17 protein-coding genes and 1 pseudogene are annotated in these 19978 nt (G+C 44.4%); 3 read left to right on the top strand and 15 right to left on the bottom strand.

Features of this window, described 5'->3' with window-relative positions:
• Positions 1-15 precede the first annotated feature (15 nt).
• The 14 genes and pseudogenes from A3I3_RS0103375 to A3I3_RS11345 all read right to left on the bottom strand — a co-directional run.
• A complete protein-coding gene (locus tag A3I3_RS0103375; RefSeq protein WP_018371332.1) occupies positions 16-183 on the bottom strand; it encodes a hypothetical protein in 168 nt (55 codons plus the stop codon).
• Positions 184-212: 29 nt separating this feature from the next.
• Positions 213-779 (bottom strand): phosphoribosylglycinamide formyltransferase, encoded by a 567-nt coding sequence (purN, locus tag A3I3_RS0103370; protein WP_018371331.1) that lies wholly within the window; start codon positions 777-779, stop codon positions 213-215.
• Entirely contained in the window at positions 776-1798 is a 1023-nt protein-coding gene (gene purM, locus A3I3_RS0103365; RefSeq protein ID WP_026129841.1) for a phosphoribosylformylglycinamidine cyclo-ligase, read from the bottom strand. Before purM ends, purN begins: the two co-directional genes overlap by 4 nt.
• A 10-nt stretch (positions 1799-1808) precedes the next feature.
• Positions 1809-3248 carry an amidophosphoribosyltransferase gene (purF, locus tag A3I3_RS0103360; RefSeq protein WP_018371329.1) on the bottom strand — a complete coding sequence of 480 codons (1440 nt, stop codon included), beginning with the start codon at positions 3246-3248 and terminating at the stop codon, positions 1809-1811.
• Positions 3249-3259: 11 nt separating this feature from the next.
• Positions 3260-6985 carry a phosphoribosylformylglycinamidine synthase gene (locus A3I3_RS0103355; RefSeq protein ID WP_018371328.1) on the bottom strand — a complete coding sequence of 1242 codons (3726 nt, stop codon included), beginning with the start codon at positions 6983-6985 and terminating at the stop codon, positions 3260-3262.
• Between the two features lie 17 nt (positions 6986-7002).
• Positions 7003-7710, bottom strand: coding sequence for a phosphoribosylaminoimidazolesuccinocarboxamide synthase (purC, locus tag A3I3_RS0103350; protein WP_018371327.1), 708 nt, complete (start codon positions 7708-7710; stop codon positions 7003-7005).
• A 156-nt stretch (positions 7711-7866) separates the two neighbouring features.
• Positions 7867-8106 (bottom strand): acyl carrier protein, encoded by a 240-nt coding sequence (locus A3I3_RS0103345; RefSeq protein ID WP_018371326.1) that lies wholly within the window; start codon positions 8104-8106, stop codon positions 7867-7869.
• A 78-nt stretch (positions 8107-8184) separates the two neighbouring features.
• Entirely contained in the window at positions 8185-9186 is a 1002-nt protein-coding gene (gene plsX, locus A3I3_RS0103340; RefSeq protein WP_018371325.1) for a phosphate acyltransferase PlsX, read from the bottom strand.
• Positions 9167-9958, bottom strand: a complete 792-nt coding sequence (gene recO / locus A3I3_RS0103335) for a DNA repair protein RecO (protein WP_018371324.1) — start codon at positions 9956-9958, stop codon at positions 9167-9169. The genes plsX and recO overlap by 20 nt, the downstream gene beginning before the upstream one ends.
• Positions 9951-11123, bottom strand: a complete 1173-nt coding sequence (locus A3I3_RS0103330; protein ID WP_018371323.1) for a pyridoxal phosphate-dependent aminotransferase — start codon at positions 11121-11123, stop codon at positions 9951-9953. Before A3I3_RS0103330 ends, recO begins: the two co-directional genes overlap by 8 nt.
• A 145-nt stretch (positions 11124-11268) precedes the next feature.
• Positions 11269-12756 carry a carbohydrate-binding domain-containing protein gene (locus A3I3_RS0103325; RefSeq protein WP_018371322.1) on the bottom strand — a complete coding sequence of 496 codons (1488 nt, stop codon included), beginning with the start codon at positions 12754-12756 and terminating at the stop codon, positions 11269-11271.
• A gap of 60 nt (positions 12757-12816) precedes the next feature.
• Positions 12817-13494 carry a DUF4956 domain-containing protein gene (locus tag A3I3_RS0103320; protein WP_018371321.1) on the bottom strand — a complete coding sequence of 226 codons (678 nt, stop codon included), beginning with the start codon at positions 13492-13494 and terminating at the stop codon, positions 12817-12819.
• A gap of 91 nt (positions 13495-13585) precedes the next feature.
• A complete protein-coding gene (locus A3I3_RS0103315) occupies positions 13586-14308 on the bottom strand; it encodes a polyphosphate polymerase domain-containing protein (protein ID WP_018371320.1) in 723 nt (240 codons plus the stop codon).
• A 227-nt stretch (positions 14309-14535) separates the two neighbouring features.
• Positions 14536-14664: pseudogene (locus A3I3_RS11345) on the bottom strand (DUF6261 family protein); the annotation flags it as partial.
• Positions 14665-15339: 675 nt separating this feature from the next.
• On the opposite strand from A3I3_RS11345, the gene A3I3_RS0103300 reads away from it, so the two are divergent.
• Together A3I3_RS0103300 and A3I3_RS10800 are read left to right on the top strand one after the other, a co-directional pair.
• Positions 15340-15945, top strand: a complete 606-nt coding sequence (locus A3I3_RS0103300; RefSeq protein ID WP_018371317.1) for a helix-turn-helix domain-containing protein — start codon at positions 15340-15342, stop codon at positions 15943-15945.
• A 44-nt stretch (positions 15946-15989) separates the two neighbouring features.
• Entirely contained in the window at positions 15990-16178 is a 189-nt protein-coding gene (locus A3I3_RS10800; protein WP_155978930.1) for a hypothetical protein, read from the top strand.
• 377 nt (positions 16179-16555) lie between these two features.
• Here A3I3_RS10800 and A3I3_RS0103295 read toward each other — a convergent pair whose 3' ends face one another.
• Entirely contained in the window at positions 16556-19294 is a 2739-nt protein-coding gene (locus tag A3I3_RS0103295) for a YhgE/Pip domain-containing protein (RefSeq protein WP_018371316.1), read from the bottom strand.
• A 142-nt stretch (positions 19295-19436) separates the two neighbouring features.
• Between A3I3_RS0103295 and A3I3_RS0103290 the strand changes: the two genes are divergently transcribed.
• Positions 19437-19973 carry a TetR/AcrR family transcriptional regulator gene (locus tag A3I3_RS0103290; protein ID WP_018371315.1) on the top strand — a complete coding sequence of 179 codons (537 nt, stop codon included), beginning with the start codon at positions 19437-19439 and terminating at the stop codon, positions 19971-19973.
• Positions 19974-19978 lie beyond the last annotated feature (5 nt).

Raw genomic sequence — 19978 nt, 5'->3', positions numbered from 1 at the left:
GAATATACCTACTTTCTATTTCCTTTTGTAAAAAATGAGCCAATCAACAACAGCGCATGCTATCATGCCAAAAAGATAGGCTAAAATCAAGCGCCAAGGATTTTCCAAACTTCCGAGAAGCGCATTAAAAATAAAAGCGCCAATAACAAAAATGACAATCGAAAGCAAAACCTTTTTTATCATGATTGCTCTCCTTATTTACAATACTCTCTTTAAATAGAGCCATTCGGCTTCCTTGCCACTCCTAAACTTTCTAACACCTCTGGATAAAGCGCATACTCGGTTTGATGAATGCGTGCTTCAAAGGTCTCAATCGTGTCACTCTCAAGGCGTGGCACGCGCTTCTGACGGATAATCTGTCCGCTATCGATGCCCGAGTCCACCCAGTGAACGGTTACGCCAGACTCTTTGACACCCGCCGCCCAAGCGTCCTCAATACCGTGCGCACCAGGAAATTCGGGCAGATAGGCCGGGTGAATGTTAATCATGCGCCCTTCGTATTTGGCGAGAAGCGTGCTTGCCACGATTTTCATGTAGCCCGCCAGCACAACCAAGTCAATCTGGTGCTGCTCCAAAAGCTGGACAAGTGCCGCCTCGTAAGCCGCCTTATCTGCAAATTCCTTGAGCTCAAAGGCGTAGTTCTTCACGCCTAGCTTTTCTGCCCGTGTAAGCACATAGGCGTCTCGGTGGTCAGAAAAGACAAATTCGATGGGGAATTGCTCCGCCAAAACTTGAAAATTAGAGCCGTTGCCTGAAGCAAAAACAGCTATTTTTTTCATTTGAACACCACGCTTTGCTCTTCTTTGAGAATGATCCGCCCGATTTCATAGACTTCTTCGTCCAGCAGGGCTTTGACGGCTTCAACATTTTCAGGAGCCACTGCCAAAATCATGCCCAATCCCATATTGAAAATTTCAAACATTTGGTCATGAGGGATGTTGCCATATTTTTCCAAGGCTTGAAAAATCGGTAAAACCGGGATTTTGTCTTCTTCGATTTCCGCTGCTAAATTGTCCGCAAACATGCGAGGGACATTTTCCACAAAGCCACCGCCTGTGATGTGGGCAATGCCGTGGAGCAGATTTTGCTTGATAAGAGGCAGGAGAGCTTGCACATAAATGCGTGTCGGCTCTAACAATACGTCCTTGAGCGCCTTGCCGCCTAGCTCTGGCAAAATCTCGTCGCCTGTGTAATCCTCAAACACGCGCCGCACCAAGGAATAACCATTGGAGTGAATCCCACTAGAGGCGAGCCCCAAGAGAACATCACCAGCCGCTACCTTGCTGCCGTCGATAATTTGTGATTTTTCAGCGACGCCGACCGCAAAGCCAGCCAAGTCATAATCGTCTTCGCCGTACATACCAGGCATTTCTGCCGTTTCGCCACCGATAAGCCCAGCACCTGCTTCTAAGCAACCGTCTGCGACACCCTTGACAACCTGCTCCAGCTTTTCTGGCTCGTTTTTGCCTGTCGCGATATAGTCCAGAAAATAGAGAGGCTCCGCGCCTGCCGCTACAATATCATTGACACACATGGCCACGCAGTCCTGTCCAATCGTATCGTGCTTGTCATACTGGATAGCCAGCATGAGCTTGGTGCCAACGCCGTCCGTTCCGCTGATGAGAACGGGTTCTTTGACATCAAGCTCGGTCAAATCAAACATTCCACCAAAGCCACCGAGAGCCCCCATGACACCGAGCCGCTCAGTTTTTTTTACGTGCTTTTTGATGCGCTCCACCACTTCATAGCCCGCTTCGACATCTACTCCCGATTGGGCATAAGCATTTTTTGACATGATTTTCTCCTTTTTAATAAAAGCTGGTCTTTTCTTTCAAACTTTCCAGATAGCGCTCTTCGTAATCGTAAAGAGGCGTTGGATAGCAGCCGTCAAAGTAGGCAACGCAGAGCCCGCCGTTAGGGGCATCCGTGTCAATGCCTACCGACTCAATCAAGCCTTCCAGCGAAAGATAGGTCAGGCTGTCTGCCCCGATAATCTCGCAGACTTCCTCCACGCTGTGATTGGCTGAAATCAACTCGCGCCGATTTTGAATGTCAATCCCATAAAAACATGGATATTTAAGCTCTGGGCTACCGATAGCCACATGAACTTCTGCCGCTCCCGCATCGCGCAACAGCTGGACAATCCGCCGACTGGTCGTTCCGCGAACAATCGAATCATCCACCATGACCACGCGCTTGCCCTTGACAATACTGGACACAGCCGACAGCTTCATCCGCACGCCTTGCTCCCGTAATTCTTGGGTCGGCTGGATAAAGGTCCGCTGGATGTATTGATTTTTGATAAGTCCCATTTCGTTGGGCAGACCCGATTCCTCAGAAAAGCCTGACGCCGCTGACAGAGAGGAATTGGGCACGCCGACAACGATATCTGCCTCGTGCTGAAATTCTTGAGCGAGCCTGCGCCCCATGCGCTTGCGCGCCGCATGGACATTGACCCCATTGATGACGCTGTCAGGCCGCGCAAAGTAGACATACTCCATGGAGCAAATAGATAGCTGGGTGTCCGTCGTGTAGTGGTCGTAGGTGATGCCCGCATCGTCAATGATAATGACCTCGCCCGGCTGCACATCTCTGACCCACTCGGCACCAACTACTTCAAAGGCACAGGTTTCGCTGGACACAACCCAAGCACCATTTTTCATCCGCCCGATAGACAAGGGACGAAAACCATTGGGGTCAAGCGCCGCATAGAGCTTGTCCTCCGTCATGACCAGATAGGCAAAGCCGCCCTTGACCGTGCTCAGAGCCTCCTTTAGCTTATCCAGAAAAGTCGCTTTTTTGCTGCGGCGAATCAGATGCATGAGAATTTCCGTATCCGAGGAGCTGGAAAAAATCGCTCCCTGCTCTTCCAATTCTCGCTTGAGGGTTTGGGTATTGGTCAGATTGCCATTGTGCGCCAAGCCCAGCTGCATGTCGTAAAAGTCAAAGAGAAAGGGCTGGACATTATTGATTGAAGCACCGCCAGCAGTCGCATAGCGAACATGCCCAATCGCTGCTTGCCCCGTCAAACTTTCCAAGTCGCTGGGATTTTTAAAAACCTCTGCTACCAAGCCCAAATCGCGGTAGCGCTTGAGCTTTCCTTGGTCGTTGGAGAGAATACCTGCCCCTTCTTGCCCGCGGTGTTGCAGACTGTGGAGCCCGAAATAAGTCACTTGAGCAGCTTGCGGATGACCCCAAATCCCAAACAAACCGCACTCTTCATTGAGAGATTTTACTTCATATGTCAATTTTTTTCCTCTTATTTTCCAGTGAAATACTCGACCGCGCTGCGGAATAGCCCTTGGTCTTTGACCCCTGGAATGTTCTTAAATAAACCGTCTTCGTAACGCTCAGAATGCCCCATTTTCCCGATAATCTGACCGTTTTTACTGCTAATACCCTCGATAGCGTAGAGCGAGCCGTTGGGATTGTAGCGGCTGTCCATGCTTGCTTGCCCAGTAAAATCCACATATTGGCTGAAAATTTGACCATTGTCACGGAGTTCTGCAAATTCCTCTGGCGTCACAACAAATTTCCCTTCGCCGTGCGAAACTGGAATGGTATGAATGTCTCCGACCTCCACAGCCGACAACCAAGGCGAATTGTTGTTGGCAATGCGGGTTTCAACCATTTTAGCAACGTGCTGGTTGGCATCATTGTAAAAGAGCGTTGGACTGGTCGCGCCTGCTTCTTCAAAATTACCATAAGGCAGGAGCCCTGATTTGACTAAGGCTTGGAAACCATTACAGATACCGATGATGAGTCCACCCCGCGCAATGAAGCTGTCAATCGCCGTTTTCACCCGCTCATTGAGCAAGATATTGACGATGAACTTGGCTGAGCCGTCTGGCTCATCTGCCGCTGAGAAGCCACCCGCAAAGAAAATAATCTGCGCTTGGCTGATTTGGGTAACCATTTCTGCTACTGAAGCCTCAATCGCTGCCGCGTCCAAAGTCACAAAGGGTACTAAGTTGACCTTGGCGCCTGCTTCCTCAAAAGCCTTAGCTGAGTCGTACTCGGAGTTGGTTCCCGGAAAGACTGGGATGTAGACCAAAGGCTGGTCTACTTGTTCAGGCGCTCTTTGCGCCACTTCAGTTGCCACCTGAGGTACTTCCTCAATCACACTTTCTTGCTTAAATTCTGTCGGATAAATATCGCTCAAGGCTCCTTCAAAACTTGCCAGCAAGTCCTGTCCGCTGAGACGGACATCGTTGATCAGCAAATCAAACTGCTCTGTCGTTTGTCCCAGCTTAACCGCGCCAGCAATTTCTTCTGGACTGGTAAAGACAAAACCACCTAGCTGCGCTTGTAAAAGTGTGGATACATTATCCACCTGCACCCGGGCACCGATATGATTTCCAAAGCTCATGAGAGCGAGGCTTTCAGCCAAGCCACCATATTTGACAGCAGCGCTCGCCGTAATGCTGTGCTCCTGCTGCAAGCGACTAAAGGTTTCAAAGTTGGATTTTATCAAGTCGTAGTCAATGTCTGCTGACAGGGCTTGTCCTGCCAGATAGTAGATATTTTCTCCAGCCGCCTTAAACTCTGGTGACAAGATACGGTCAACCGTCGAAGTCGTCACGCCAAAAGCAACCAAGGTCGGTGGCACGGTTAATTCTTCAAAAGTCCCGCTCATGGAGTCTTTCCCGCCGATAGACGGCAGCCCCAGCTGAATTTGCGCCTCAATCGAGCCCAAGAGTGCTGCCACGGGCTTGCCGAAGCGCTCTGCTTTTTTATCCATGCGCTCGAAATATTCTTGGTAAGAAAAGCGCGCTTGCTGCCAGTTAGAGCCCGTCGCAACCAAGCGGCTAGTGGCTTCGATGACAGCGTAAGCCGCACCGTGGTAAGGCGACCAAGCCGCCACGTCAGGCTGATAACCCTGCGCCATAACCGAAACGGTCTCGGTCACGCCATGCTCAACAGGCAATTTTTGCACCGAACTTTCGGCTGGTGTGATTTGATAACGTCCACCGATTGGTTGATTAACGGTAGAGCGCCCCACCGAGCTATCAAAAATAGTCTGCAAGCCTTTTTGGCTAGTGTGATTGAGCTGAGAAAGTAAGCCCTTAAGGTCTGCTTCAAGGGTCGCTTCAGAGGTGCTCAGCTCTTTTAGTGAACTTTCCTCATCGTCAATAACCGTCGCATCCACAACCACGCGCACGCCATTGGTATCAAGGAAGGCACGCTCAATATCCACAATCGTCTCACCATTCCAACGCATAACTAGGTTTGCTTTTTCTGTCACCGTCGCTACAACCACTGCCAGCAGGTTTTCCTTGGCTGCTGCTGCGATAAAGGCTTCCACATCTGCTGGACGCACAACGACCGCCATGCGCTCTTGCGACTCAGAAATGGCAATTTCAGTACCATTGAGCCCCTGATACTTGAGCGGAACCTTGTCCAAATCAATCTCTAAACCGTCTGCCAGCTCACCGATAGCAACACAGACCCCGCCAGCTCCAAAGTCATTGGACTTCTTGATAAGACGGGTCACTGCCTTGTCTCTAAAGAGACGCTGAATTTTCCGCTCCTCGATAGCATTCCCTTTTTGCACCTCAGCGCCAGCCGTTTCTACAGATTCGACTGTCTGCACCTTGGATGAGCCCGTCGCGCCGCCAACACCGTCGCGCCCCGTTTTTCCACCGAGCAGGATAATGACGTCTCCTGCCTCAGGCTTTTCGCGAACAACATTTTCCTTAGGCGCTGCCCCGACAACTGCCCCCAGCTCCATACGCTTGGCCACAAAGCCTGGGTGGAAATACTCTTTGACATAAGTTGTCGCTAGCCCGATTTGATTTCCATAGGAAGAATAACCGTGGGCGGCTGTTCTCGAAATGACCTGCTGCGGCAATTTCCCTGCCCGTGTGTCAGAAAGTGCCTGCGTAATATCGCCCGCACCCGAAATCCGCATGGCTTGATAAACGTAAGAACGCCCTGACAAGGGGTCACGAATGGCGCCACCGATACAGGTCGCAGCCCCACCAAAAGGCTCGATTTCGGTCGGATGATTATGGGTTTCGTTTTTAAACATGAGCAGCCAAGGCTCTTTGACGCCGTTGACATCAACTTCAATTTCAACCGAGCAAGCGTTGATTTCATCGGACACTTCTAGGTCGTCCAAGCGTCCCTTGGCACGCTCATAACGCCCAAAAATCGTCGCCATATCCATGAGCGTTTGCGGCTTTGCGCTGCGCCCCAATTCGTCCCGCATGGCAAGATATTTATCATAGGTCGCCTGCAACTGTTCCTTAAATTTCGATGCAGAAAAGTCAATTCCCCGCAACTCTGTCTCAAAAGTCGTGTGCCGACAGTGGTCGGACCAGTAGGTATCCAGCACTTTCAGCTCAGTTTCAGTCGGAAAGCGCCCCAAAGACTTGAAATAATCCTGAATGAAGAGCAAGTCTGCCACTTCCATAGCCAACCCCTGCTCCTGCTTATAGTCAGCAAAATCAGACTCGGTATAGCTGGCAAAAAAGTCCAAGACTGGAATGGTCTTGTCAGACTGAGAAAATCGCTCCAAGCCCAGGGGCTTTTCAATATCCTTAAACCGTGAATCCACTGGATTGAGCAGGTATTTTTTCATGGCAGCAAGATCAGACTCGGTCACATCTTGATTGACCAAGTAGAGCTGAGCGGTCTTGACCACTACGTCTGAGCCTGCCCCCAGCAAAAAGAGAGCTTCCTGACTGCTGGCTGAGCGCTGGTCAAATTGCCCCGGCAAAGCCTCAATCGCAAAGAACTGATACTCTGTCAAAGCCGCTGCTACTTCTTGAGCAGACAGAAGCGTGTCCGTCACTTGCTCCGCAAAAATATGCTTTTCAGCCTGCGCCAAAAGCTCCTCTTCCAGATGAAAAACATCATAAACCTGCACCAGTCGCAATTCTTTCAAGCTAGCCAACTGCAAATGATGCTGCAATTCTGCAAGCAAACTCTCTACCTTGACCTGAAAATCCGCCTTTTTTTCAACGAAAATCCGTTTATCCATTTTACTTTTTCCTCTATCTACTTCAGCGCCTGTAACTTTTCCCAAACCAACTCGTACACATCTGTCAAATCACCCAGACCACGACGAAAAACATCTTTATCCATGTGATTGCCGTCCGCATCCCACAAGCGACAATTATCAGGCGAAAATTCATCCGCCAGAATAATCTTGCCGTCCTTGTCAAAGCCAAATTCCAGCTTAAAATCAATCAAGGTCAGCCCGATTTGCTGGAACCAGTCGGTCAAAAGAAGATTGATGCGCCGTGTTTCCTCTTTTAGAAAGGCAATCTGCTCCTCATCCGCAATGTTCAAGAAGCGCACATGCTCGTCGTTGATAAAAGGGTCATCCAAGTCGTCATTTTTATAGTAAAATTCCACGATTGGCGTCTCCATTTTAAGCCCTTCTTCCAGCCCAAAACGCTCGGAAAAAGAACCCGCCGTGTAGTTGCGCAGCACGACTTCCAGCGGAATAATCTTTACCTTTTTATTCAACTGCTCTGTGTCAGACAATTTTTCGATAAAATGAGTTGCCACACCAGCCGCATTCAACTTTTCAAAAATAAAGGAGGAAATCTGATTGTTGAGGACACCCTTGCCCACAATTCTCTCCTTTTTCACACCATTAAAGGCTGTCGCCTGGTCCTTATATACCGAAACAATCGTATTTTCATCTTCTGTGCTGAAAATATCCTTGGCTTTTCCTGAATAAATACGTTCTTTTTTCATTAATCGTTCGCCTTTCCGCTTATTATACAATTATTCTAGCATACAAGTATTTTTAAATCAAGAAATAATCGAATGTTACTCCTTGTTCTTCTAGAAAGTTATGACAAAAATCCGAACAATAAAACCCGAGCTTAGCTCAGGTTCTCTTTTCCTATTTTATCCTTCTAATTTTCCTGCCACATAGTCCACCACATCTTGCAAAGTAACAAGAGTGTCCGCTTCAGGGTCTGGAATATCAATCTGAAATTCGTCTTCTAAGGCAATGATAAACTCCATTAAGTCCACAGAGTCAGCGTTTAAATCTTCTTTGATGCGCAAAGTAGGAGTAACTACTAGGTCACTCTGACGTTCCTTGATGAGAACTTCAACACGGTTATAAATTTCTTCTTTAGTCATCTTTTTTCTCCTTTAATGTGCAATGACAAGCTTTGTCCAAGACTTGTTTGTGAGAATGTATAAACAGAAATATAAATGTTAGTCGTTTTTTAGTCTTTCAAATTCTTGAACAGACTTTTCAACTAAGTCACTATCGAGCATGGAACGAATTTGGCGGATAGTGCTGTAAATCGCCTTGGCATCACTTGAACCATGCGCTTTGACAACGGGCGCTTTGAGACCTAAGAGAACAGCCCCACCCGCATCGGAATAATCAAGCGAGCTCTTTAGCTTTTTAAGATCCTTCTTCAAAAGCAAGGCTCCTAGCTTGGCCTTGAAACCACCAGCTAGCACCGTTTGTTTGAGCTGGCTCATGATTCCAATAGCCGTTCCCTCCATTGTTTTCAGCACTGCATTTCCAGTAAATCCGTCCGTAACAACCACATCTGCCACACCAGACATGAGATCACGCGCTTCGACATTACCGATAAAATTGAGATTAGAATCCGCCGCAAGTAGTTCAAAGGCTTCTTTCCGCAATGGATCGCCTTTACTTTCCTCGGTACCATTATTAAGCAGACCAATGCGAGGTTTAGCCACCCCACGGACATGCTGGGCGTAGAAAGAACCCATAATCGCATACTGATAGAGATGATGTGCCGTATTTTCTGCATTAGCGCCCAAGTCCATCATATCAAAGCCTTTGCCGTCAATGGTTGGCAAGGTTGACATCAAACCTGGACGATCAATATTTTTGATTCGCCCCACGATGAAGAATCCTGCGGCGAGCAAAGCTCCGGTGTTCCCAGCCGAAAAGAGAGCATCTGCCTGACCATCCTTGACGGCCTTTGCTGCCAGCACCATACTAGCATCCTTTTTACGACGAATAGCTTTCGCAGGCTCATCATCATAGGTGATTTTCTCCTCGGTATGGATAATGCTCACACGATTATTCATTTCTAAAAGCGGGTTGATCTTCGCTTCATCTCCATAAAGCTGGATTTCTATATCGTCAAAATCTTTCAGAGCTTGGTTCACACCCTGAATGACTGCTTGGGGAGCATTGTCCCCACCCATAGCATCAATGGCTATTCGTTTCATTTTGTTCCTCATTTTTCTTTAAAATTTGTCCCCAATCTTGGAGTGAGTCTAAAAACTTTTTGGGTTTAAGATGAATCCCTACATATTCTTCGTAAAGTTGGTCGATAAATTGGCGGAGCTTTGCTTTCATCTCGTCATGAAGAGAAATGGTCTCCAAATCTTCAAATCGTACCGCCTGAAACTGATTTAGCAAGTAAGGAACATTTGGATCAAGGTGGCAGCGATGTGAATCTTTCCCATAATGTTCTGGACAAATCACTCCATTATAGCGAAATGAAAAGTCAAAAGGTTGACCAACTCGGTGGCAAAAAACACAATCATGAAAATTGAGCGAAACACCAAAGCGAGACAAAATCTGAATTTCAAAAATATTTGTCAAAATAGCTTCATCGAGCCCTTTTTCCATCAGATCCAAAGTCTTTGATAAAAAAGCAAAAAGCGCAGGATCTATCTGGTTATCATGAATACTCGCGTCAGCTAAAGCTGCGATGTAGGTTGCATGAGCGAGTTTAAAAAGATCTTGATTAATTTTGGGAAAGGTCGCCACACTATGGTAATCCTCAATATAACTCAAGCCTTCATCGTTGATCTTAACAAGCAAATCTGCCACTATCAATGGTTGAATAACCGAAGCCAGCCTAGAATTTGCTGCATGCTTGACAAAAAACATCCGTTTGCCTGCCTGCTCTGTAAAGATCTTGACTAGCTTATCCTCTTCACGAAAGTTGCGGTTGTAGAGCACCAAACCTTTGGTTTCAAACGGTCTAAGCATGCTCCTCCATGAATGCTGCCAAACGCTTCATGGCCTCCTCAATCGTCTCCATGCTTGCCGCATAAGAGACCCTCACATAGCCTTCGCCGTATTGTCCAAAGGCCGCACCAGGGATAAAGGCTACTGCTTTTTCCTTAGCCAGAGCTCTCAAAAATGCAAAACTATCTTGCTCGTGCGTGTCTGGAATTTTCGCAAAAATATAGAAAGCGCCGTCAGGTTTGATGATGTCAAAGCCTAAGGCTGTCATATGCTCAATGATATAGTCTCGCCGCTTGATGTACTCTTTTTTCATCGGTTCTGCATCATCTTTCCCAACAGTTAATGCCTCAATCGCCGCATATTGGGTCATGGTATTCGCCGCTGTAACCAAATACTGGTGACTCTTGATCAGCTGTGCCGTCAAAACAGCCGGTGCAAAGATCAGGCCCAAGCGCCAACCAGTCATGGCATGAGACTTGGAAAGTCCGTTAACCACAATTGTCTGCTCAGGTAAAAACTCAGCTAGCGATGTATGGGCTTGTCCTGTATAAGTCAGTTCAGAGTAAACCTCATCGCAGATGACAAAAATGTCGTACCTTTTCAGCACCTCTGCCAGAGCCTTCATCTGCTCGCGCGTGTAGGTTACGCCAGTTGGGTTGGCTGGATAGTTAAGAATAACTGCCTTTAGCTTGTCGCCTTGCTCCAAAATCGCCTCTTCTAACATCTCTGGCGTCAAAACAAAGGCATTGGCTGTCGTATCGATCTCAATAATTTCAGCCCCCATTAGATTGACGATCGGCTCGTAGCCCGGATAGGCTGGCGCTGGCAAGAGCACTGTATCGCCTTTTTCTAAGATTGCCGTCAAAGTCGCTGACAAGGCCTCTGTCGCCCCAATCGTCACTAAAACTTCATTTTCAGGATTATAGTGGAGGTTGTACTTTTCACGGACAAAATTGCTGGCTGCCTGTCGCAACTCTAAAAGCCCACTCATGCCTGTGTAGTAACTTTTATTCGCATCAATAGCTCGTTTGGCCGCCTCTTTTACATGCTCAGGTGTTGTAAAATCAGGCTCGCCCAGAGTCAAACGCAACACATTTGGTATTTCTGAAATCGCTTGATCAAACTGCCGAATAAGCGAAATCTGAATCTTGTCTAAATTTTTATTAAAACGTTTGGTTAAATCCACTAAGCACCTCCTTAGCTTTTGTACCATTTTACCAAAAAATTTAACATAAAAAAAGAAAAAGCAAGCATTTTGCAATTAGAAAAGGTCGTCTGTTAAGAAAAACTACAGAATCTTTTACGAATCTGTAGTTTCTGTACTGTTACTATTAGCCTCTCGGACCGCCGTTCCCGCCTGGGTTGCCGCCAGGTCCGCCACCCATACCATTGCCACTTTGAGTTGAGAGACTGGCAGTTGCTGTGGTTGATTGTCCATTTACCGTAATAGTGTAGGTCTCGCCATCCTTCATATCCGCCGAGCTAGCTAGAACTGATTGGAAAGACTTGGCTGCGGTATAGCTGAGGATTTCTTTACCAGACGAATCCGTAATCGTCACCTTGGAGCCTGCACTTCCAGATACGTTGGTCAAAATTGAAGCTTGGCTAGAGTTTGAGCCGAAGCCCATTGCCATGCCGTTGCTTCCGACAATCATCACTGTCCCACCTGTAATCGTCCCATTACCGTCATAGTCAAGAGCACCATTGCCTCCATCGGTTGGGCCATCTACATAGACTTCTCCGCCTGAAATGGTCAGATCGCCATTAGAATCCAGTCCGTCACCATTGGCATTGACTTTGATTTTCCCTCCTGTAATCGTCAGGCTCACGCCGTAGCTTGCTTGACCGGGTGCATTGCCACCCTCACTGCTGCTACCGTCAGAAGCATTGATCCCATCATCATTTGATGTCAAATCCAAATCCCCACCATTAATGGTAACCGTCTTTCCTTCCAGCGCTTCTTCGCTCTTTTCAACCTTAATGGTTCCGCCGTCGATAAGAGCAATATTTGAGGCGTGCATGCCGTCATCACCAGCATTGATCGTAATCGTACCAGACTGAATATAAAGATTGCCAAGGCTGGTATCATCGTCATTATCTGCGTGCAGAGCGTCTTCTGTCGCCGTAATATTGAGAGTAGCATCTTTGATATTCAGTGCATCATTGGCAGAAAGACCATTCTTATATCCTTTAATAGTATAGGTACCACCCGTGATCCGTAGATCATCATTGGACTCAATAGCATTGCCGTAATTACCCTCGACCGTCAAGCTACCAGAACCGTTGAGCGTCAGGTCGTCCTTGGAATAAATTGCTGCGTCGTAGTCGGTGTTCTTGTGACTAGCCGAGTCAGAGATACTGTTCTTGCTACCTTCTGCTAGGGTCAAGAAAGTTTTATCAGCATTTTCCACTACAATGGCCGCGTCCGTTCCTGTCATGGTCACACCATTAAGGACAATCTGCACCTTGTCTTGATCACCCGCCTTGACAACGATTTGCACATTTTTACTCGTTCCTGAAATCACGTAAGTCCCTGCCGCTGTTATGGTTACTGTCGAGCCATCAACTGTTGCTCCAGAGCCAGAAGATTTGGCGCTGGAACCAGATAAAGTGATCTTTGTAGCTGACGCCTCATCGTATGACGCATCTTGGTCACGGTCTGTGAAATACTTAGTCGTATCGGTCTTAGTGCTTGTCTGGCTAGTTTGGCTACTACTTTTACTTGTGCTAGTACTGCTCTTAGTTAAGCTACAAGCTCCAAGCGACAGTGCCAGGAGTGCCAAAGGTACCATTAATCTTATTTTGTCTTTTTTCTTCATAAAAGGCCTCTTTCTAATAAAATGAAAATGTAAACTTTCCTCGGTTAAATGGTGATTCAATCATAGCTCGTTTTCCTTAGTAATATGGCGACTAATAGCAATTTCTAGATTCCCATTGCGAGTGCGCAGAGCATCAATCAGTTGCTTTTCAGACATGCCTCCATTTAACTGAATAATGTATTTGAGCTTAAAGAGACTTCCCATATCAGATGTTTTCACATTAACCAACTCGACATGGTTCGCTGCTTTTTCAAAAATATCGTCAAAAATACTATCGTAGCCCAGACTTTCTGGAATAACCACGGTCAGTTGACGCATCTTGTGCTTCATCCGACCAAAATTGCTCACTTCTAAAAGCAACATAGCCACTGACATGATAGCCGTAAAGATCACCGCAAAGATGATGTAGCCCATCCCAATGGCAATCCCGACTGTCATGGTCAGAAAGACCGCCAGAAGTTCCTTGGCGCCACCAGGTGCTGAACGAAAACGAATCAAGCTAAAAGCACCCATCACAGCAACACCAGCACCCAGACTACCATTGACAAGGAAAATGACTATCGCAATTAAAACTGGCAAAAGTGCTAAAGTCAAAACAAAAGACTGACTATAAACTGTTTTGTACTGATAAACCTTAGCAATGACCAGCCCCAAAAGCAAAGCAACACCAATGGATAGCAACATCATGATCGGATCCACTGAGGTATCAGTAAAAACATCGTAAAAAAGATTGGACATACATAACTCCTTATTTTATAAATAATATGGGTTGAAAAATTGAAAATTTTAGCTCAAATCTTTGGTTCTCAACTTCTCACTTAAAAGTTCCTTAGCGCGCTCCGACTGGCATTTGATGACTTATTTTCTTATAAGCGACGCCGTACTTGGAAAAAGATTTAGGAAAAACCCGATGACGATCTAAAATCTCGCTCAGCCAAAGTGGATAAGCTCCCGGCACCTTGATTTCCATGATGACATGATTATCCGGCAAAAGTGCTTGACCATGCCTTCCGTCCAAAAGACTCAAATCATAATTTCGGTAGGTCACATCGTGATCAATCGTGATCCGAACATTTTCATCTTCTTTTCCTTTCATAGAATAGCGATTGTAGTAAATATACATCATAGGTTGCACACCACCATAACGCTCACACAACCAGTCAATTTCTTCTTTGATTTGCGAATCATCAAGGCAAACTTCACGCCCTGCTAGATAACTCTCTGCTCTCAACAAGTCAGTTGCTATCCGCCGTTTGTAGACAATCTTGCGTACTTTCTTCTTGATTTCTAAAAATACCTGACTGTTCTCTATCGGATCTGCGTCATAGGTTCGCACACGCAATTTTTCTTTAAAATACGGTTTCTCCAAAGATTCACGAATCATCTGATAGGTTGGTGTATCATAGTAGAGATTGCCGATAGTCGAGTAGGCATGCTCATCCTCTAACATGTTCCCCTCAAATTCTGCCAACAAAAGCACCAGCGTTTCCTTGGAAATGACATATTTGGTTTCAAACCGCTGAAATTTGTCTTTAAAAGTCTTCTTTGCCATAATAGGCCCTCATTCTTTCATTGATAGTTAAGTGTCCCCTAGTTTACGGAAGAAAGCTTAAACCAAAACTAAAGAAAACTGAAAGAAAACAAAAAGAAAACAAAATATCCCAGATTTCCTGAGATATTTTTCAGATTTATTACTAAAAAAAACAAGCTTCTATGCTTCCTCTACTTTTTTGATAAAAAATAAGGGAAAAGCTAGCTAATCCCTTGTTGATTTAATGATTATTCCGTTATTTCTTTCATTTCTTTTCCTTTGCGGCGAGTGAGAATTTCCGCATAGTACTTGCGGCTGTTGTTCAGAACTGAAAGAAGTTTCTGATAAAGCTCATCTGTCTTGATTTGACTTAAAATCTCCTTAATATATTTCTCAAGCTTACAAGAGAAACCATTATTAATGTTATACTTGATAATATTAAAAATACATTCTTAACTACAATCCCTGAATAAAGTAAAAACACATTAAATGCCAGCAATATAAGAAATCCCCAAAACATTACATTCTTTTTTTTCATCGTACACCTCCAAAAAAATTAAAAATATTTAAGTAAGCGTTTTACCAATGTAATTATAGCACTAATAAATATATTTTGGAACATTAGCCTTTTGTAAATTTATAATGAGAACGAAAATACTTGAAGTTTCTTGCATAAGACTAAAAAGTGTAAGAATGAAACAACCACTCGTTAATAACTAATCGAAATACTTACTTATGGTGATATGCCTTAAAGTTATTGATTTTCCCTGTATTATTACTCCCTACACAAAAGAAAATAAACAACAATGCCAACATATCTAATCTCAACTGTCCGTTGGACTCACCTATCTTTCCTTGCCTTTTATATCACCATGGCCACCACGGCCAACCCTCGCCTAAAAGGGTTACTATCACTAATAAGAGTGACAAAATATTGAACCATTTCCCTTTTTTCATAGACTTTGCCTCCTTTTTTCTATATAATAACATCAAGGTAACTCTTTCGCTAAATATGTATAAAATACACGCATTTTTGTTTCAGGAGATAATGTATGAGATGGGATTTCGGTCAAGTCTATCAAAAGATTCGTAAATCTAAAGGAATTTCACAAAGCCAAGCAGCTGGTAATTTTTGTTCCAGAGGACATTTATCTAATATCGAAAAAAATAAAGATGTTCCTAGTTACGAACTTATGGAACACCTTTTACGACAGATTGATATGACCTTCGGAGAATTTGACTACATCTGCAACTATTACAAGCCAAGCAAAAGAAAAAATATCCTCGTCAGAATATCCAAATACTCCTCTGCAGTAGATACAGATGAGCTAAAAGAAATTGCTCAACTTTGCGAAGAATATCTACAAGAAATGGAAGATCTGCCAATCCAAAATGTTTTAAATTTAGTTAGAGTTTTCATAGAAATTCGCACCAATGGTCCTTCTGAAAAAGCCTATCAACTAGCTGATATTATCTGGCAAGATTTGAAAAGACGAGATACTTGGTATGAAAGTGACTTACGTATGCTAGGAGCCATCCTTTATTCTTTTGATTTTGAAACTATTCAGGAGACGACTGGAAAAATTTTAGATAGTTTAGCTCGTTATCGTGACTATATAGATTTACAAAAAGTTCATTTCTCTATTCTCTCTAATTAGCAACAATTTACCTTTATAATGCCCATAAAGATAAATGCTTAGAATTGAGCCAACAAGCATTCGATCTTGCTCTTGAACAAAAACGTTATGATCAATTAGGTTTTTCCCAAGTTCGGATTGGAATTTGCACGAAAGATAGAGCCTTAATTAATAAAGGAGTGCAACTATTAGAATTAACCAATGAGACAGCTCTTGTTAATCAACTGCAAAGAGAAATACAAGATTATACCTAAAAAGAGGCTGGGACAATAGTTCTTAGCCTCTAAAATTAATTCGGATTATCTGCAAGACGCGGTAGCCGCGTCAGAGTTCCTTACGCTAAACGCTCACTCAATCTTCGTGAGCTTCCTGCTTCAGGTCTCTTCCTTTTTTCAAGTCATTCATTGAATGCCTTGAAGCTTCGTTCGTCTTTACAGACTCCGGATTTTGACACAAGCCTTGCTTGTTTTATTCGCAACCTTACACAGTCCAGTGGACTGTTTAAACGTCAGCTTAGAAACAAGAAAGCTGACGAACTATTCCTTTTCATTTTTTTGTGGCAAGCTTCGCTTGCTTTATCCACAACCTCCAATAGTCTCCCAGACTATTGGAGCTGTCCCACTCCCTTTTCTTATTCATTCTCTGCTAAAGCTTTTTGAGGGTTATATGCCATATAACCAGCTAAGACGAAAACAAGCAAAGCAAGAGTTAAGAAGGTGATTTGCCCACTAATGGCACCGCCCATAGAAATCGTTTGTCGCAATCCAGATACACTATAGCTCATAGGCAAGATTGGGTTGATCCATTGATAAATTTTTTCGGTCAACTGAAGCGGATAAGTTCCGGCGCTTGATGCCAGTTGAAGAAGAAGTAAAATCAAGGAGAAGAAAGCCCCTACTTTGTTGTTCCAGGTTGTTAGAGCTGTTACCAGTGCCATAAAGGTTACGCTAGTAAGAACCAGTAGAAGCAAAGTTTTGATTTCATGATTAGCTGTGAGTCCGATCAAATGAACTGCTCCATAGACCAAAACACCTGCTATCACAGCAATAACACCATTGACTTCCAGACGACTTCTGAGCCATTCTCTACGACTGCTTGGCGTCTTACCAGACGGCAATTTTGCAAAAATCATATTGGTTGATAAGGCTGCGACAAAGAGAGCAACCGATAGCATGTATGGAGCCATAGCTACTCCGTTTTTGCCGACATTATCTTTGTCTGTTTTCTTCAAGGTCAGAGGATTCGCGAGCAGATCCGCATTGCTATCCTTAGTAGTAACCGTACCGAGCTTGTCTCCTGCGCTACTCAAACCAAGACCGAGCTGAGCAGCACCTGTCACCAGACTTCCCAGTCCATCCGTCAAGGTAGAGCTACCATCTGCTAATTTTTCTGAACCGTCCGCAATTTTAGTCGCCCCATCAGACAACTGTTGACTCCCTGAAAGTAGTTGAGCTGAGTTAGTATCTAGTTTGTTCGCACCTGCGGCTACTTGATTTGTCCCAGATGTTAGTTGGTCATTTTTGCTCACAAGGGTATTTGCACCCATGGCTACTTTGCCAATTCCTGCATTCAATTGATCATTTTTACCTGCTAGAGTAGCCGAACCATCGGTCACTGTTGTAATGCCTGTGGTTAATTGGTTGGTAGCTGCTGCGATGCTCGCACTGTTAGCTGCTAAGGCTCCAGCACCCGTTACTAGATTGCCAAAACCCTGATTCAGCTGATCATTTTTGCTTGCCAAAATATTGGCACTACCGGTAATTTGACCTACACCTGCTGTATAGCTAGTCACACCATTAGCGAGCTTGCTACTTGCAGGAACCAGTTGAGTATTAAGTACAGTCTGGATTTGTGATGAAGCATTGATTATTGCCGTTAGCTTAGCTGTATCCGTATTTGCCGTACCAACTAAAGATTTTAGACCTGTCAGATCTGTCATCGTATTTGTGGCTAGACTAGTTTTCATACTGGTTAAAGTACTGATCATTGCCTGCGCTTGACTAACCACTTGACTAGGCGAATGATTCACAGCTGTTGTTAGTTCTGCCTGCTCATCAGCGGATAATTTCTGATAGGCGCTTGTTGCCTGAATATTTGTCAATACCGTTGTTTGATCCGCTTGAGCACTTGTAACAATATTCTGCGCCGTTGTTATCATATTATCTATTTCAGCAGCAATATTACTTTGCCCTCCCACTTGGTCTGGTAAATTTGCTAGACTGCTTTGCAGGTTGGACAGGCTAGTCGAAAGGCTGGTTAACTGAACCTTATCTTCTTCTGTGAGAGAGTTAGAGTTGACCGTATCGCTCAATTTTTTAAGCCCAGCTGCCAACTGGTTTGCCCCATCTACCAAAGGTTGAGACTGGTTGTTGAGCTCAGCCGCTCCCACGGATAAATTATTTACCCCTGTCGTGTACTGGTTTAAGCCTGTTGATACTGTTCCCAAACCTGTACTAAGTTGACCAACTCCAGTTGTATATTGGGATAACCCTGCCTGATATTGTCCCGCAGCAGCATCTAGAGCAGTTAGACCAGCATTCAGCTGACTGACCCCTCCTGTATATTGCTTAATGCCGGGAATCAACTGATTTAAGCCTAGGCTAAGTTGACTAACTCCGTCAGTATATTGTTCCAAACCTGTTGAGAGAGTTCCCAGGCCATTAGATAGAGTCTTGACCCCATCGGTATAAGTTGTCAACCCTGTAGTCAGTTTATCTGCCCCATTTTGAAAAGTCAGACTAGAGTTTGCTAAAGTAGTCAGATTTGTGGTAATCGTCTGGCTTCCAGCCTGCAACTGAGTTGCTCCTTCAGCTATTTGTGTACTTCCCCCTGCTGCTTGATTGATACCCTCTTTCAAGGTTCCCATACTTTCAAAAAGACTACTTGTATAAGTGTTAGTTATATTTTTTGCAACAGTTGACTTTAGCTTTTCCATAGCGCTATCACTCATCTTACTAGCGATAAAACTATGCCCGCTCGAGGTTTGATAGTCAATCGTCATTTGCTCAGGCTGGCTGGTCAAAATGCTAGCTGCTTTTTGCGACAAGTCACTCGGCAAGGTAATCACCATATAGTAATCACCCGCTTTTAAACCCGCCTTAGCAGTTTTTTCACTAACAAAATGATAATCAAGAGCTTCGTTTTTCTTAAGCGACTTGACCATATTTTGACCAATCGTCAACTCTTTACCATTAAAGCTAGCTGCCTTATCTTTGTTGACAACGGCGACAGGCAAGTCAGACACTTTCCCATATGGATCCCACATCGAACTCAAAAAGATCACATTATAAAGCGCTGGAATGAGGGAGATCCCCACCATTACAACAATAAAAAGTGGTTTTTTAAAAATTGCCTTCCATTCTTTAAACATTTTTGCTCCTTTTTTAAACACATTGTCTAAATTTTTGATATAATTGATTATACCCTTTCAGAAAATTTCTGCAAGTCTTAAAATTAATTTTTAGACACAGTGTATAATTTTGTATAATCATTTATGAAAAGGAGACTTTCAAATGGAAAGTAACAAACGCCTCAAAACAAAAAAGATCATTGAACAAGCCATGGTTCAACTGCTACAAGAAAACTCTTTTGACCAGATTAGCACAGTTAAGTTGGCAAGAGCAGCTGGGATTAGTCGGAGCAGCTTTTATACTCATTACAAGGATAAATATGATATGATTGAGCGTTATCAAGAAAAACTATTTACTGAGTTAGAGCATATTTTTGATACTTATGGTCAAGACCGGTATGAAGCGATCGTCCATGTCTTTGGTCTGCTCAAACAAGAACCGCTTCTTGCTAGTCTTTTGTCAGAAAATGGAACGAGAGAAATTCAAACTTTTTTACGTCATAAACTCCAACTTATGTTATCTCAGGATTTACAAGGGCGTTATAATAACCATCATGAAGAACTCACCCGCACCGAGCAAGAGTATAGTACGATCTATTTCACCAATGCCTTTTTCGGTGTCTGCCAAATGTGGCTCGCGCGTGGTACAGTAGAAAGCCCTGAAGAGATGGCTCAATTTTTGGTCAAAATGTTAAATTAGACCTC

The sequence above is a fragment of the Streptococcus massiliensis DSM 18628 genome, assembly GCF_000380065.1.
In the GTDB taxonomy this organism is placed as follows: domain Bacteria; phylum Bacillota; class Bacilli; order Lactobacillales; family Streptococcaceae; genus Streptococcus; species Streptococcus massiliensis.
Note: the sequence above shows the minus strand (reverse complement) of the source record. Positions and strands in the feature narration are given on the sequence as shown.

Bases quoted from the DNA above. Each gene is read 5' to 3' on its own strand.
- A3I3_RS0103375 (WP_018371332.1), bottom strand. From the start codon at position 183: ATGATAAAAAAGGTTTTGCTTTCGATTGTCATTTTTGTTATTGGCGCT.
- plsX (WP_018371325.1), bottom strand. From the start codon at position 9,186: ATGAAACGAATAGCCATTGATGCTATGGGTGGGGACAATGCTCCCCAA.
- A3I3_RS0103300 (WP_018371317.1), top strand. From the start codon at position 15,340: ATGAGATGGGATTTCGGTCAAGTCTATCAAAAGATTCGTAAATCTAAA.
- A3I3_RS0103355 (WP_018371328.1), bottom strand. From the start codon at position 6,985: ATGGATAAACGGATTTTCGTTGAAAAAAAGGCGGATTTTCAGGTCAAG.
- purC (WP_018371327.1), bottom strand. From the start codon at position 7,710: ATGAAAAAAGAACGTATTTATTCAGGAAAAGCCAAGGATATTTTCAGC.
- A3I3_RS0103320 (WP_018371321.1), bottom strand. From the start codon at position 13,494: ATGTCCAATCTTTTTTACGATGTTTTTACTGATACCTCAGTGGATCCG.
- A3I3_RS0103290 (WP_018371315.1), top strand. From the start codon at position 19,437: ATGGAAAGTAACAAACGCCTCAAAACAAAAAAGATCATTGAACAAGCC.
- A3I3_RS0103315 (WP_018371320.1), bottom strand. From the start codon at position 14,308: ATGGCAAAGAAGACTTTTAAAGACAAATTTCAGCGGTTTGAAACCAAA.
- A3I3_RS0103295 (WP_018371316.1), bottom strand. From the start codon at position 19,294: ATGTTTAAAGAATGGAAGGCAATTTTTAAAAAACCACTTTTTATTGTT.
- purN (WP_018371331.1), bottom strand. From the start codon at position 779: ATGAAAAAAATAGCTGTTTTTGCTTCAGGCAACGGCTCTAATTTTCAA.
- recO (WP_018371324.1), bottom strand. From the start codon at position 9,958: ATGCTTAGACCGTTTGAAACCAAAGGTTTGGTGCTCTACAACCGCAAC.
- A3I3_RS0103325 (WP_018371322.1), bottom strand. From the start codon at position 12,756: ATGAAGAAAAAAGACAAAATAAGATTAATGGTACCTTTGGCACTCCTG.
- A3I3_RS0103345 (WP_018371326.1), bottom strand. From the start codon at position 8,106: ATGACTAAAGAAGAAATTTATAACCGTGTTGAAGTTCTCATCAAGGAA.